This is a genomic window from Necropsobacter massiliensis (assembly GCF_000827595.2).
Classification (GTDB): domain Bacteria; phylum Pseudomonadota; class Gammaproteobacteria; order Enterobacterales; family Pasteurellaceae; genus Necropsobacter; species Necropsobacter massiliensis.
In genome coordinates, this window is the sequence record NZ_LN776183.1 from 408,419 (window position 1) to 423,679 (window position 15,261).

9 protein-coding genes are annotated in these 15,261 nt (G+C 45.0%); 5 read left to right on the forward strand and 4 right to left on the reverse strand.

The annotated features are described in order from the left end of the window. The first annotated feature begins 81 nt into the window (after nt 1–81). The 4 genes from pheS to BN3349_RS05795 all read left to right on the forward strand — a co-directional run bounded on the left by pheS (nt 82) and on the right by BN3349_RS05795 (nt 4,374). Complete coding sequence (gene pheS / locus BN3349_RS05780) at nt 82–1,071, forward strand: phenylalanine--tRNA ligase subunit alpha (protein ID WP_032109007.1); 990 nt, start codon at nt 82–84, stop codon at nt 1,069–1,071. A gap of 62 nt (nt 1,072–1,133) precedes the next feature. After that, nucleotides 1,134–3,521 carry a phenylalanine--tRNA ligase subunit beta gene (gene pheT, locus BN3349_RS05785; RefSeq protein WP_040976390.1) on the forward strand — a complete coding sequence of 796 codons (2,388 nt, stop codon included), beginning with the start codon at nt 1,134–1,136 and terminating at the stop codon, nt 3,519–3,521. Between the two features lie 3 nt (nt 3,522–3,524). Then, the gene (locus tag BN3349_RS05790) at nt 3,525–3,821 is read left to right on the forward strand and encodes an integration host factor subunit alpha (RefSeq protein WP_040976391.1); all 297 of its coding nucleotides are present in this window, start codon (nt 3,525–3,527) and stop codon (nt 3,819–3,821) included. A 67-nt stretch (nt 3,822–3,888) separates the two neighbouring features. Further along, on the forward strand, nt 3,889–4,374 hold the full coding sequence (locus BN3349_RS05795; RefSeq protein WP_040976392.1) for an NlpC/P60 family protein: 486 nt from the start codon (nt 3,889–3,891) through the stop codon (nt 4,372–4,374). A 151-nt stretch (nt 4,375–4,525) separates the two neighbouring features. Here the strand turns inward: BN3349_RS05795 and putP are convergent, their stop codons facing one another. Together putP and putA are read right to left on the reverse strand one after the other, a co-directional pair. Further along, nucleotides 4,526–6,031, reverse strand: a complete 1,506-nt coding sequence (gene putP / locus BN3349_RS05800; RefSeq protein WP_040976393.1) for a sodium/proline symporter PutP — start codon at nt 6,029–6,031, stop codon at nt 4,526–4,528. Nucleotides 6,032–6,047: 16 nt separating this feature from the next. Next, nucleotides 6,048–9,506: a bifunctional proline dehydrogenase/L-glutamate gamma-semialdehyde dehydrogenase PutA gene (putA, locus tag BN3349_RS05805; protein ID WP_040976394.1), complete on the reverse strand. Its 3,459-nt coding sequence runs from the start codon at nt 9,504–9,506 to the stop codon at nt 6,048–6,050. Between the two features lie 1,226 nt (nt 9,507–10,732). Here putA and BN3349_RS05810 point away from each other — a divergent pair. Beyond that, a complete protein-coding gene (locus BN3349_RS05810) occupies nt 10,733–12,760 on the forward strand; it encodes a BCCT family transporter (protein ID WP_040976395.1) in 2,028 nt (675 codons plus the stop codon). A gap of 115 nt (nt 12,761–12,875) precedes the next feature. Here the strand turns inward: BN3349_RS05810 and sbcB are convergent, their stop codons facing one another. Beyond that, entirely contained in the window at nt 12,876–14,297 is a 1,422-nt protein-coding gene (gene sbcB / locus BN3349_RS05815; protein WP_040976396.1) for an exodeoxyribonuclease I, read from the reverse strand. Between the two features lie 11 nt (nt 14,298–14,308). Continuing rightward, nucleotides 14,309–15,184 carry a hypothetical protein gene (locus tag BN3349_RS05820; RefSeq protein WP_040976397.1) on the reverse strand — a complete coding sequence of 292 codons (876 nt, stop codon included), beginning with the start codon at nt 15,182–15,184 and terminating at the stop codon, nt 14,309–14,311. Nucleotides 15,185–15,261 lie beyond the last annotated feature (77 nt).

The window sequence follows — 15,261 nt, forward strand, 5'->3', positions numbered from 1 at the left end:
GAATAAAGGCGTGATTTTTTAACATGTTAGTATTATCATTGACAGCATTTTTTGAATTATTTAAAGCAACAGAGGATAGGTATGCAAAACCTTAAAGAAATTACGGAGCAGGCGAAAAAGGCGATCGACGAGCTGCACGATAAAAGTCTGGATGCACTGGATGCGATTCGGGTGGAATATTTCGGTAAAAAAGGACATTTTACCCAGTTAATGCAAGGGCTGCGCGATGTGGCGGCAGAAGAACGCCCGGCAATCGGCGCAAAGATTAACGAGGCGAAGCAAAAAGTGCTGGACGCGTTTAACGCGAAGAAAGCCCAATGGGAGCAGGAAGCATTGGATGCACAACTGGCGCAGGAGCGGATTGATGTTAGCTTGCCGGGGCGTAAAACCGAGCTGGGTGGTCTGCACCCGGTTTCCATCACTATTGAGCGGGTAATCAAATTTTTTGCCAATCTGGGATTTACCGTGGAAACCGGTCCGGAAGTGGAAACCGATTACTATAATTTTGATGCCCTGAATATTCCGGCGCACCACCCGGCGCGCGCCGATCACGATACATTCTGGTTTGACGCACAACGTCTGTTAAGAACCCAGACTTCCGGCGTGCAAATCCGCACTATGGAAAAACAGCAGCCGCCGATTCGGATTATGGCGCCGGGGCGGGTATATCGCAACGACTATGATCAAACGCATACCCCGATGTTCCACCAGATTGAATTGCTTTATGTGGATAAAAATGCGAACTTTACCGAACTAAAAGGCTTGTTGCATGACTTTCTGCGCGCCTTTTTTGAAGAGGATCTGGAAGTACGTTTCCGTCCGTCTTATTTCCCATTTACCGAACCTTCCGCCGAAGTAGATGTAAAAGGCAAAAACGGCAAATGGCTGGAAGTGTTAGGCTGCGGCATGGTGCATCCGAACGTGTTGCGCAATGTGGGCATTGATCCGGAAGAATATGCCGGGTTTGCGGTCGGCATGGGAGTCGAACGGTTAACCATGTTGCGTTACAATGTAACGGATTTACGTTCGTTCTTTGAAAACGACCTACGTTTTTTGAAACAGTTTAAATAATGAGATGACAGGCAACAATAAGATATGCCTTGGTAATGTAACGAATCGGACAGAGAAAGATTATGAAATTTAGCGAATTATGGGTGCGTGAATGGGTAAACCCGGTAATCGACACGGAACAGTTATGCGAACAAATCACCATGTTGGGACTCGAAGTTGACGGCGTGGATAATGTTGCCGGTACATTTACCGGGGTTGTGGTTGGCGAAGTGGTGGAATGTGCAGCGCATCCAGACGCGGACAAATTGCGCGTCACCAAAGTGGATGTCGGCGGTGCGACGTTATTGGATATTGTGTGCGGCGCACCGAACTGCCGTCAGGGATTAAAAGTCGCTTGTGCCATCGAAGGTGCGCTGTTGCCTGGTAATTTTAAAATTAAAAAAACAACACTGCGCGGTCAGCCTTCCGAAGGCATGCTGTGCTCCTATAACGAATTGGGTATTTCCGATGATCACAGCGGTATTATAGAATTACCTGCCGATGCGCCGATTGGGGCGAATTTGCGGGACTATTTGAAACTGGACGACAACACCGTTGAAATCAGCCTCACGCCCAATCGTGCCGATTGCCTGAGTATTGCCGGCATTGCGCGTGAAATCGGGGTGTTGAACCGTATGTCGGTTAATACGCCGCACATTGAACCGGTTGAAGCCAGCATCACGGATAAAGTCGCCATTGATGTGTCTGCGCCAAACGCCTGCCCTCGTTATTTACTGCGTGTTATTAAAAATGTCAATGTGAAGGCGCAAACACCGGTTTGGATGAAAGAAAAACTGCGCCGCTGTGATATTCGTTCAATCGATCCGATTGTGGATATTACCAACTATATTCTGCTTGAACTCGGACAACCAATGCACGCTTTTGATGCCGCGCGAGTCAGCCAACCTGTGCAAGTACGTATGGCGCGGGAAGGGGAGGAATTAGTTTTATTGGACGGTACTACCGCCAAGCTGCAAGCCAACACCCTAGTGATTGCCGATCAGAAAGGTCCGTTGGCAATGGCGGGTATTTTCGGCGGCGAAGCCAGTGGTGTTAACGGCGAAACCAAAGATATTATTCTTGAATCGGCGTTTTTTGCCCCGCTTGCCATCACCGGTCGGGCCAGACAATATGGTTTGCATACCGATGCGTCACACCGTTTTGAACGCGGCGTGGATTTTGCGCTGCAACGTAATGCCATGGAACGGGCTACAGCACTGGTATTGCAAATCTGTGGTGGTGAAGCCGGTGAAATTTGCGAGGCGGTGAGCGATGAACATTTACCGAAAGTGAAACAGGTTCAGTTACGTCGTCACAAATTGGATGCATTATTAGGTCATCATATTGAAACGGATACCGTAACCGACATTTTCCGTCGTTTAGGGTTTGAGGTCAGCTATGCGGCAGACGTTTGGCGCGTAACATCCGCCAGCTGGCGTTTTGATATTGAAATTGAAGAAGATTTAATTGAAGAGGTGGCGCGGATTTACGGTTATAACAGTATTCCGAATCATGCACCGCTGGCACATCTGCAAATGAAAATGATTCCGGAACATTTGCTCGAGCTGATTCGTGTGCGTACTGCGTTTGTAGATAGCGATTATCAGGAAATCGTTTCGTACAGCTTTGTTGATCCTGATGTTCAGCAATTATTGTATCCGCAGCAGGAAGCGTTGATGCTGCCAAATCCGATTTCGCGTGAAATGTCCGCGATGCGGGTATCACTGTTGCCGGGTTTATTGACAACAGTTGCTTATAACCAAAACCGCCAGCAAAGCCGGATTCGTATTTTTGAAGGCGGCTTGCGTTTTATTCCTGATGCGGCGGCACCGTGCGGTGTTCGTCAGGAATTTATGCTTAGCGCGGCGATTGTCGGCGATAAACGCCCCGTACATTGGGAGCATAAAGGCGAAAATGCAGATTTCTTTGATCTGAAAGGGGATTTAGAGCGAATTTTATCCTTAACAAAGGCTGGAAATCGCTTGCGTTTTGTTGCAAAATCATATCCGGCGCTTCATCCGGGGCAATCGGCCGCCATTATGCTGGACGATAAGGAAATCGGCTTTATCGGAACTGTGCATCCGAAAATTGTACAGCAGCTGGGATTATCCGGTAAACCGATTGTGTTTGAAATCGAATGGGCGGCAATTGCGGAACGTAATGTGCCGAATGCGAAAGAAATTTCCCGTTTTCCTGCCAATAAACGCGATATTGCCGTTGTGTTGGACAGCGATATTCCGGCTGGCGAGATCTTGGATGCGTGCCGTAACGCAGGCGGAAAACAATTGATGAATGTCGGTTTATTTGATGTTTATCAGGGTTCTAATTTACCGGAAGGGAAGAAAAGTCTGGCCATCAGTCTGACAATCCAAGACACGGAAAAAACGCTGGAAGAAAAAGATATCAATGCGGTGATTTCTGTTATATTATCCGAGCTGAAACAACGCTTTAACGCTTACTTGAGAGATTAGATTATGACACTGACCAAAGTAGAACTCGCAGACAGCTTAATTGAGAAACACAATTTAAACAAACGCGATGCCAAAGAATTGGTTGAATGTTTTTTTGAGGAAATTCGTCTGGCATTAGAAAACGGGCGGGATGTCAAATTATCCGGTTTCGGTAATTTTGAGCTGAGGGATAAATCCTCACGTCCCGGACGTAATCCGAAAACCGGCGAAAGCGTTCCCGTTTCTGCGCGCCGGGTCGTGGTGTTCAAACCCGGTCAGAAACTGCGTAGCAGAGTGGAAAAAACCAAACCGAAAAACTAATCTCCTGTCACAAGCTATCCGGCATTTGCGGATAGCTTTTCATTATGTTGTATAGAGGGAAAACTCAATGCGTTTAGTTAAAACAGGGTTAATAACAAGCTGCATTGTCTTTCTAGCTGCTTGTTCGGGTTCGACACCCCGTTATTCTTCCATTGATTACAAAGGTCAGTTAGACGATCCGATTATGGTCATCGCATTATTAAGCGAGCAGCAGTACGAATGGGCGGGTACGCCTTATATGCTGGGCGGACAAAGCCGCAACGGCGTAGACTGTTCAGGCTTTGTGCAAACCACGTTTCTCGATCGTTTCGGTATCCGCTTACCGCGTTCGACTAGAGAGCAGGCAAATTACGGTACCAAAATCAGCAAGAGCGAGATTCAGACCGGTGATTTGGTGTTTTTCAAAACCGGTCGAGGTCCGAACGGTTACCATGTCGGTATTTACGTAAAAGAGGATAAATTCCTGCACGCCTCGACCAAAGGCGGCGTGATTTACTCTTCCATGAACAGCCCGTATTGGCAAAAAGCCTATTGGCAAACCCGACGCATTTAAGCGACAGCCGTTAAATACTCTTATGTAAAGAAAGTGCGGTAAAAATTTAACTCGTTTTTTCACCGCACTTTGATTATCGATTAGCTTATTGCACCGTAAAAGTGCGGTTAAATAACCGCCCGATTAAGGTGCAATTTTTATTTATCTGCGATTACGCCTGACTTCTGCGGTTAAATTCCGCCAGCGCCTGATCAAATTTCTCCGCCACTTGTGTATTTACCGGCGCAAACACAGAAGAGGTAATTGTGATAAATGAACAGACTAAAAAGCCCGGAATGATTTCATATAATTTAGCCAGATCTTGCCAGCCCCAATATTGCATTAACGGGCTCCATATCACAACGGTCAGCGCACCGGAAAGCATACCCCAAAGTGCGGCTTTAGAGCTGATATTGCGGTTAAATAACGATAAAATAACCACCGGACCAAACGCCGCACCAAAGCCCGCCCAGGCGTAGGACACCAAACTCATTACTTTGGAATTCGGATCTTGTGCGATGAGCATTGCGATAGCCGCAATGGCTAGCACCATCAGCCGTCCGACCCAGACCAATTCCTGGCTGGAAGCGGTTTTACGGAAAAAGCCTTTGTAGAAGTCTTCCGTAATTGCGGCGGAACACATCAATAATTGAGCGGAAAGGGTACTCATAATCGCAGCCAGAATAGCGGATAACACGATGCCGACGATCCAAGGATTAAACATTTGTTTCGACAATTCAATAAAGACGGATTCCGCATTTTCCAGTTCGATATTGCCAGCGGTGAAATAGGCGAGCCCGAAATAGCCGACGGCAACCGCACCGCCCAGACATAAAAACATCCAGCCGATACCGATTCGCCGCGCCTTAACCAAAGACTGTACGGAATCGGCTGCCATAAAACGCGCTAGAATATGGGGCTGACCGAAATAGCCTAATCCCCAAGCTAAGGCGGAAACGACACCGATACCCGAAACATTGTGCAGCCAGTTGGAATAGGGAATTTGCGTCAGCGTCGATTTGTTTTCCAACGCTATGCTGATTTCTTCCCAGCTCAGGTTTATCAGCACCATGACCGGTGCGAGCAGCAAAGCGAAGATCATTAAGGTTGCCTGAATAGTATCACTCCAAGAGACCGCCAGATAACCGCCGATAAAGGTATAAATGATCGTCGCCAGCGCGCCGAACCAAAGTGCGGTGGCATATTCCAGCCCTAACAGGCTTTGGAATAGTTCCCCCCCCGCCACTACGCCGGATGCGCAGTAAATGGTAAAGAAAAACAGGATAATCGCAGAAGAAATAATTTTTAGCGCTTTCTTCTGGCGCGGAAAGCGCTGTGCGAAAAATTCGGGCAAGGTCAGCGCATTGGCATAATTTTCAGTGAAAATACGCAACCGCCCGGCAACAACACGATAATTCATATATGCACCGATAGTTAAACCGATGGCGATCCAAGCCTCCGACAACCCGGAAAGAAAAATGGCGCCCGGTAATCCCATCAACAGCCAACCCGACATGTCCGACGCGCCGGCAGACATCGCCGTAACAAAACTGCCCATTTTTCGTCCGCCAAGGATATAATCGTCGAAGTTGGTGGTTGAGCGATACGCGTAAATGCCGATGCCCAGAATGATAACCAGATAAAGCCCAAAGGTAATATAAATTTGATTATTCTGCATATATGCTCCTTAACTGTTATTGTTCCTGCGCCGCCATTAAGGAAGCATTTCCGCCTGCCGCGGTGGTATTTTCACTGCGTGAGAACTCATCATACAGCGGCATAATATCCTGAGTGTCACGCCAATCATAACATTTAAAAATCGCACGATGATGTTGCGCATGCCATAATCTCTGTTCTTTGCTTAGTGCGGTCAAAAATACGCCTTTTTGACAATGTTCGAAATCAGTCGATACGCGCACACCGTCTAAGGCGCCTTGTTTTGCCAACGGATGCTCAGGTTGCAGCAAAACGGAAAAACCGTGTTTGAGCAATTTTTGTGCCGCTTGTTCGGCTTGCACGGCATCTCCGTTTAAAATAGCAACCTCACAAGGTAAGTATGCCAGCGTATTTTCTTCCCCGGTAATGCTGTCCAGTACCGGTTTTGCTGTCAATAAGGCATCGGCATCGCCGAACTGACTGTGATATTGGGCAGTGCTGGTTAGCCGCTGTAAGTAAAACTCGCCGCCAGCTTTTGGCCCGGTGCCGGACAGTCCGTGACCGCCAAAAGGTTGCACGCCGACCACTGCGCCGACAATATTACGGTTAACATAAAAATTACCGCAGTTTAGGTGATTTTCTACAAAACTGATCTGCTTGCGGATACGGCTGTGGCAACCGCCGGTCAGTGCATACCCTTTGGCATTAACGGCAGCCAATAGCTTGCCTAATTCATCTTTACGATAAGTAATGATATGCAAAATCGGACCGAACACTTCACGTGTCAATTGATCCAGATTATCCAGCCAATAGGCGGCAGGCGCCACATAATGCCCTTGAGTCGGTGTTTCCAATTCCACGTAACGGCGGGCAATTTGACGCATTAAAGCTTTATGATTTTCCAGATTTTGTTTCGCTTCATTATCTATCACCGGGCCGATATCCGTTGCCAATAATGCCGGATTGCCCACGCTCAGCTCCTGCATCGCCTCGCTAATCATCGTATAGAGTTTATCCGCAACATCCTCCTGCAATAACAAAATCCTCAGTGCGGAACAGCGCTGACCGGCGGAATCAAACGCCGAACTCAGCACATCAGCGGTAACTTGTTCCGATAAAGCGGAGGAATCGACCACCAACACATTTTGCCCGCCGGTTTCGGCAATCAATACCGGGTCGTGCTCGGCTTGCGCCAGTTGTGCGTTAATGGATTTTGCCACTTCTGTCGAACCGGTAAAGACTACCGCATCAAAAGGATATTTGACCAATTCCGCACCAATGTCTCCGGCGCCCAGAATAAGTTGCAGAGCAGAGCGGGGCAGTCCGGCTTGATAAAACAGATTAGTGGCGGCACAGGCAATCAGCGAGGTTTGTTCTGCGGGTTTGGCCACAACGGCGTTGCCGGCCGCCAATGACGCGGCAATTTGCCCGGTAAAGATTGCCAACGGGAAATTCCAAGGTGAAATACACAGTGCGGTTCCGCGTGGCGGCGCAAGTTTGTTTTCTTTTTCCAGTTGCTCAATTTGCACACTGTAATAACGTAAAAAATCTACTGCCTCACGTAATTCCGCAATCGCATTCGGCAGGGTTTTACCGGCTTCCAGTACCGATAATTTCATCAATAAGCCATAGTTTTGTTCATATAAATCAGCGGTTTTGCGTAAAATTGTGGCTTTTTCCACCGCACTTTTTAGTCGCCAGTCGCTGCTTTTTGCGCTTGAAAATACCTTGTCTAAATAGGCTTTATTGAAAAATGCAACATCGCCCACTGATTGTTGCAAATCCGCTGGGTTGAGGACCTGATGCGCTGCATCGTGACAATTCTCCTCAGCAAATGCGACCAAGGATTTCGCCGGCGGAATATCGGCTTGGTTAAATGCCTGTTCCAGCTGTTCCAAGGTCAGCTCGTTGGTTAAATCAAACCCGGCAGAATTTTGCCGATCGCTAAACAATGCCAGCGGGTGCCGCACCGCTTTGTTACTGTGCCCTTGTGATTCGGCATAGCGTTTCCACGGCGGCGTGACTAACTGTTCGGCCGGAATGGTTTCGTTCACTAACTGATGTACGAAAGATGAATTGGCACCGTTTTCCAATAAACGGCGGACTAAGTAAGCGAGCAGGGTTTCATGCGTTCCCACCGGCGCATAAACACGAACTAAGCGATCGAAATTTTCTTTGCCGATGATATTGTCATACAGCGTTTCACCCATTCCGTGCAAACATTGAAATTCGTATTTTTTATCCTGACCGAGTTCATAAACAGTACAAAGAGTTTGCACGTTATGCGTCGCAAATTGCGGATAAATCACATCTTGCGCATCCAGCAGTTTTTTGGCACAGGCGATATAAGAAATATCGGAATGATTTTTTCTGGTATATAGCGGAAAACCGTCTAAACCGTCGGTTTGTGCCCATTTGATTTCGCTGTCCCAATAAGCGCCTTTCACCAGTCTTATCATCAAATAGGCTTGTTTTTCTCTTGCCAGCGAAATGAGGTAATCAATCACCTTAGGGCAGCGTTTGGAATAGGCCTGTACCACAAATCCGATTCCGCGATAACCTTTTAACTCCGGCTCGTCCAATAATTTTTCGATTAAATCCAATGACAGCTCAAGGCGATTAGCTTCTTCAGCATCAATGTTAACGCTGATGTCATATTCTTTGGCGGTAACAAACAGTTGTTTTAACTTAGGATACAGTTCGTCCATAACGCGATCATATTGCGCCCGACTGTAACGCGGATGAATGGCGGAGAGTTTTACCGATACGCTGTTTGAACGATAAATATCACGTTGTTTCGACTCATTGCCGACAACGGTAATCGCCTGTAGATAATCCTGAAAATAACGCTGAGCGTCGGCTTTTGTCATTGCCGCTTCGCCAAGCATATCGAAGGAATAAGCGTAACCCTTGGCAATGCGTTTTTGTACCCGTTTTAGCGCGCTGGCAATGTCGGTGCCGGTAACGAACTGTTCGCCCAGAATTTTCATGGCTCTTATCATCGCAAGCCGCATAACGGGCGCCGACAAACGCGCAAAACTGCGGGTCAACGCATTGGACAAATCATTTTCGTCAAAGGTTTGACTGACTTTTTTACCGAGCAAAAGTCCGTATCCTGCGGCGTTAATAAAGAGGGAAGAGGACTTACCGATGTGCGATTTCCAATCACCTTCTTTCAGCTTATCATGAATTAATTCGTCACGGGTTTGATTGTCCGGAATGCGTAATAAGGCTTCCGCCAGACACATTAACGCAATGCCTTCATCATCGCCCAGTGAAAATTCCTGCATCAGGGCATCCACACCATATTGATTTTTTTTGATATTACGAACCTTGTTAATCAGTGCGACTGCATTGTTGTGTATGCGCGCTTCTTGTTCCGGCGTGAAATTAATCGTTTGCTGCAAGGCGTCAATGGCGGTTTTTTCATCAATACGATAGTAAGAGGTGATATCTCTACGAAGTTTACTATATGACTTTGACAGTTTAAATTTCATGGTATAGTCCTCAATGTAAAGGGGTTGTTAAGATTTAGCAATCAATATGTTGCAAGTCAACTGCCGTTTTTTGCTTTTGTGATAATACTCACAATTTTCAAATGGACTTCTAAGAACGGCAATACATTCGAGTGACGATGTCACTTTCATAAGCCAATAGCTAGAAAAAAGTGCGGTCAAAAAAATAAAATATTTTTAACCGCACTTCATCCTAATATTTAATTCACCAATACATAGTACTTTCAGTGATCCGATCATTATTCTAAAAAATAAAAATCAATGTAGAAAAAAGTAGAGAAAAAACGAGAGAGAAAATACTGACATAAACCTCAGATTTTACGTAGCGACGTCAAAATTCTATTAATTAAACCGTTAATTTTTTTATTTACATAGCCTTGACATTACGATTGATTATTGAATAAACCTTTCGAAAAGCCTGTGACACTGTGTGATTTTGTATTGATTTGTCTTGCTTGACTGATAAATGTGACTTGTGCATAAGCTTGTGATTTATATAATACGTAGTTCTCGCTAACCGCATAACTAATTTCGCATAATGTATATTATGTTAAATAAAAGATATATTAACGTCACATTTGTAGAAGTCTTTTTTCAGCCTCCCCTAGAACCCGCAATTTTTAGATAAGCTGTTTATGCTCAAGGTATAGAAAGGAATGATAATAAAGGTATCTCGGATGTCGGCTGTTATCTGAGAATAAATAAGGACTAAAATATCTGGATTTTAAATTTGAAATACCTAATCAACCTTTATTTAATATTTTACCTTAGTGATGTTATCTTAGTGACGATGTCACAAAATCTGTCGCGGCAAATCACGCTACTTTTTAATATTTAAAAATATGGACGCCATATCAATAGCCCGATATTAACAATTCGTTAAAATTTGCTGATCCGCCACGTGTGAAAATCACTTTAACCCTTATTGAGTACCCTAACAGCTTATTATTTAAAAGAATAAAAATTTTAATAACTTTATGTTATAATGCCGCGCATTTTTTAGAAATGATATAGGCAATTTCGTTCAATTCGTACATGACGTAGGTTCAATCACACAGAGCTGCGACAGTATCGCTAATATCATATCTTATTGATTATTAAGTTTTTATTTTAAGATAAATTATTGTGTTCGCGCAGCATCGAACGTTCTGCGGTACATCATGATTTTGGCATAAATAATTATTGACACGTATAGGAGTATAATCGTTTTGTTTTTTTCAAAACTTATTCAGCAAAAATCGTCGTTTAATCCGTTTGTCATCAGTACAACGGTAATGCTCGTCGTTTTGCTGGTATTGGCGACATTAATTGTGCCGGAGCAAACGACATCGGTGCTAGACTGGGCAAAATCAGGGATCTTTACCAATTTCAGTTGGTTTTATATTCTGGCTTTTTCCGTCTTTCTTTGTTTTTTGTTGATTCTGTCTATCAGTAGCCTCGGTAACATCAAATTGGGCGCTGATGAAGAAGAACCCGAATTTTCATTTCCGTCTTGGGTAGCGATGCTATTTGCCGCAGGGATGGGGGTCGGTTTAATGTTCTTTGGCGTTGCCGAACCGCTGATTCACTCTTTTTCTTCAATTACGACCGGTGATGTGGAACATAAGCAGCAAGAAGCCCTCTTGCATACCTTTTTTCACTGGGGCATGCACGCGTGGGCAGTTTATGCGGTTATCGCCTTATCGCTCGCCTATTTCGGTTTTCGCTATAAGCTGCCTTTAGCCCTGCGTTCATGTTTTTATCCTTTATTAAAAGAACGTATTAACGGTAGAGCCGGCGATATTATCGATATTATGGCGCTTATTGCTACCCTGTTTGGTATTATCACCACACTGGGATTCGGCGCCACACAATTAGGTGCCGGTTTGGAGCAGCTCGGCTGGTTAAGCCACAGTAATTTTTCAATTCAGGTGGGAATTATCATCGTGGTTATGGCGCTGGCGATTATGTCTGCGATTTCAGGTGTAGGCAAAGGGGTTAAAATTTTAAGCGAAATTAATCTCACCTTAGCGATTTGCTTGATGCTTTTCGTCTTATTTACTGGACCGACGCTGTATTTATTCGCCACCTTCAGCGACAATTTAGGCACGTATTTAAGCAATCTGATTGAACTCAGTTTTAAAACCTATGCCTATGAACCTGAAAACACTGGTTGGTTTACCGGTTGGACGATTTTATATTGGGCATGGTGGTGTTCGTGGGCGCCGTTTGTCGGTTTATTTATTGCCCGTATTTCTCGCGGTCGCACAATCCGCGAATTTATTTTCGGCGTGTTGGCGGTACCGAGTTTATTCTGCGTATTATGGTTTACGATTTTTGGCAACAGCGCGCTATGGCTCGATTTCCATGTCGCAGGCGGTATTTTGCATGAGATGACCGCAACACCGGAAAAATTATTATTCAAATTTCTGGAATTTTTACCGTTACCCACATTAACCGGCATCGTTGCGCTACTTGTGATCTCATTGTTCTTTATTACTTCAGCGGACTCGGGTATTTATGTTTTAAACAACATGGCTTCCCGTGACAAAAGTTTGCTAGCGCCGCGTTGGCAGGCTGCAAGCTGGGGCATCTTGATCTCAATTGTAGCTATCGTTTTGCTGAAGGCCGGCGGTTTGGCTACCTTACAAACGATGACGCTGATTGTGGCACTCCCCTTCGCCGTGTTAATGCTGATTATGTGTTTCAGTTTGTGGAAAGGGCTTTCCATTGATAAAAAATATTTTGAAACGCAGATCACACCGACCAGCATATTTTGGAACGGCGATACCTGGAAAGCCCGCTTAGGTCAAATGCTGAATCAGACACAGGAGAAAGATATTTTAAAATTCCTGAAACAAACGGCATTACCTGCCATGCGCGAGCTGCGTCAGGAGTTGATTGGCGTACATAACCTGAATGTTGATGTGGTACAAGATCTTGACGCAGAAGAACCTTGTGTTGAAATTATTATCAAAAAAGAATCGATGCGTGATTTTATGTACGGTATCAAATCGGTCGGGCATGAAGTTTCCGAACAATTGATTGACGATGATCATCTGCCGCATATTCAGCACACAATGACCTACCAGCCGATCACTTATTTCTTCGATGGCAGAACCGGTTATGATGTGCAGTATATGACTCGCAACGAACTGATCGCCGATATTTTGACCCAATATGAACGCTATCTCAGCCTGCTGGATGACGTGGGACAGGAATTAATGGCGCATGAACAAACCGAATTAGCGGAATAAGTAAAAATGAAACTGTGAATGTTATCTTCACAGTTTCATTATCAACGTTCTTTAGGTTGGAAAGTATAAACGAGAAAAACTATCGGTTTTTGCACCGCACTTTTTATTGCGGCATTTATCCCAACAATCGCACACCATATTCATACACTTGTTGCAATAATGCCAGTTTTTCAGGCTGCTCGGCATATTCTTCCACCAAATGCTGTAAACTTTGCTGAAATTCCACCGCACTTTTTTCCAGTTTCTGCCAGCGATATTTATCCCATTTTACTTGCTCGGCACGGGTTAAGGTTTTATAAAAATGTCTGGCGCGGTAATGGAATAACAATTCCGGAATACGTTGATCCTGAAAGGTTAAACCGCTGTCGGCTAATTTTTCCGGCGGCAACTCGCGCAGAATTGCCATGTTATTTTTATCATTGTAATTAAAAAAGCCGCTATAAAGCTCAGTTTCTACATTATCGCTCGGTTCAAATGACCGATCATCAGTAAAAATTTCTATTACTTTCTCGCGAATTGTTGTTGAGGCACGCAGTTTTTTCAAATTTTCCAAACAGTGTTCACGGTCGATGCCTAAGCGCGCAGCGGTTTGCGGCAGCAATGTTTTTGCTGGCGCAACAATCGGGCATTTATTGATATGCACCAGTTTTAACGGCACCGGCAGCACGCCGCGTTCTTCCAGTTCAGTTTTTTTCGTGTATAAATTCCGTTGTAATTCGACCGCACTTTTGTGCAGTAAATCGGCAATGTTACTGTCTAAATCACAGACAATCAGCGCATTTTGATTGGTCGGATGCCATGCCAACGGCGCGATCCACGTGGTATTGCCGCGATAATTGCCTAACATGCCGGAAACATGCACCAACGGTGTCATTTCTGCGGTATTAATTAGCTTTTCAATCTCTTTTTTGCCGCGATTCTCAAAAAAATACTGATACAGTTTGGGCTGCTTTCGTTTGATTAATTTCGCCATTTCAATGGTGGCGTACACATCCGCCATCGCATCATGTGCATTACTGTGTTCAATACCGTTGGCGCGCGTTAAATTTTCCAAACGAAAAGACGGCATCCCCACCTCGTCCAAAGGCCAGTGAATGCCGTCGGGGCGCAATGCATAACAGGCGCGCACCACATCCAGCAAATCCCAGCGCGAGTTGCCGTTTTTCCAGCTGTATTCGTAGGGATCAATAAAATTACGATAAAACGTATAGCGCGTCATTTCATCATCATAACGAATATTATTAAAGCCCATTACGCAGGTATTCGGTCGGCTGAATTCTTGCAAAATTCGTGCCGCGAATTCCGGCTCGGGCAGCCCGTGCTCATTGCAATGCTGCGGCGTAATACCGGTCAGCAGCACCGCTTCCGGCGCTGGTAGATAGTCATTGGTTTGTTTACAATACAGTATCACCGGCTCGCCGATAATATTGAAATCACTATCGGTGCGAATGCCAGCAAATTGCGCCGGGCGATCCGTCGCCGGATTGACGCCGAAACTTTCGTAGTCGTAAATAAAAAATGAAAAATCGTTGTACATCACAATGCGCTCTAAGCCAGAATAGTCTCTAAATAGAATAAACAAATAATCGACGCAATACCGAGCAGAATCCCTACTCCATTGATTTTACTGATTTTCTCTTTAAATACTACGGCGCCGACCAAGGTGCCCAGGCAGATCACGCCAACATTCATACCGGCAAAAACCAGCGTCGGATTTTCATTAAAACTCTGATGTGCCTTGATATAAAACAGAATATTCATAAAATTCAATCCCCCCAGAATGATCCCGCCGAGCAAACTTGGGGTTGTCCATTGTGTACGTTTCAGCAATAAGTAGATAAACATCACACAGGCGGCCAGTACGAAAGCAATAAATAAGGTGGTCGGAAATGCCCCGCCCATTTTGGCAATCTGCTTGAACAGAATGTCAATCACCCCATAACCCAGCCACACCAGAATCAGGCTAACAACGCCTTTTGCTGTGCTGCCGTGCATAGTCTGAGTCGGTTTGGAAAGCAAACAAAACAGCGCGGAAAACGCCAGAATAATCCCGATTAGGCGCGATTGACTGAGCTGCTCACCGAAAATCAGAAATGCCGCCAAAATCGGCAAAAACAGTGATAAACGCTGCGCCGCATCGGAACGCACAATCCCGGCGAATTCCACCGCCTTGGACATAATAATAAACACCGAGGGCAACAAAATCCCCAATGCGAGAAAAATCGGCGCATGTTCGCTTTGTAGGATAAAATCGGTAAATCCTAGCCCCTTGAAATCAGGCTTCAGCAGAAAATACGCCAAAGAAAGTGCTACAATATAATTAAACGCAATCGCTTGTTCAATCACAATATTTTTCTTACGCGCCACTTTTAACAACACGGAAACCGCAACACTGCAAAGAATGGCAAAAATGAGGTAGTGCATAAATGCTCCTTTATTGATAAGAGGTTATATATTGAATAATTTATAGTTTTTGGACAAACAATAAATTTCGGGTTTTA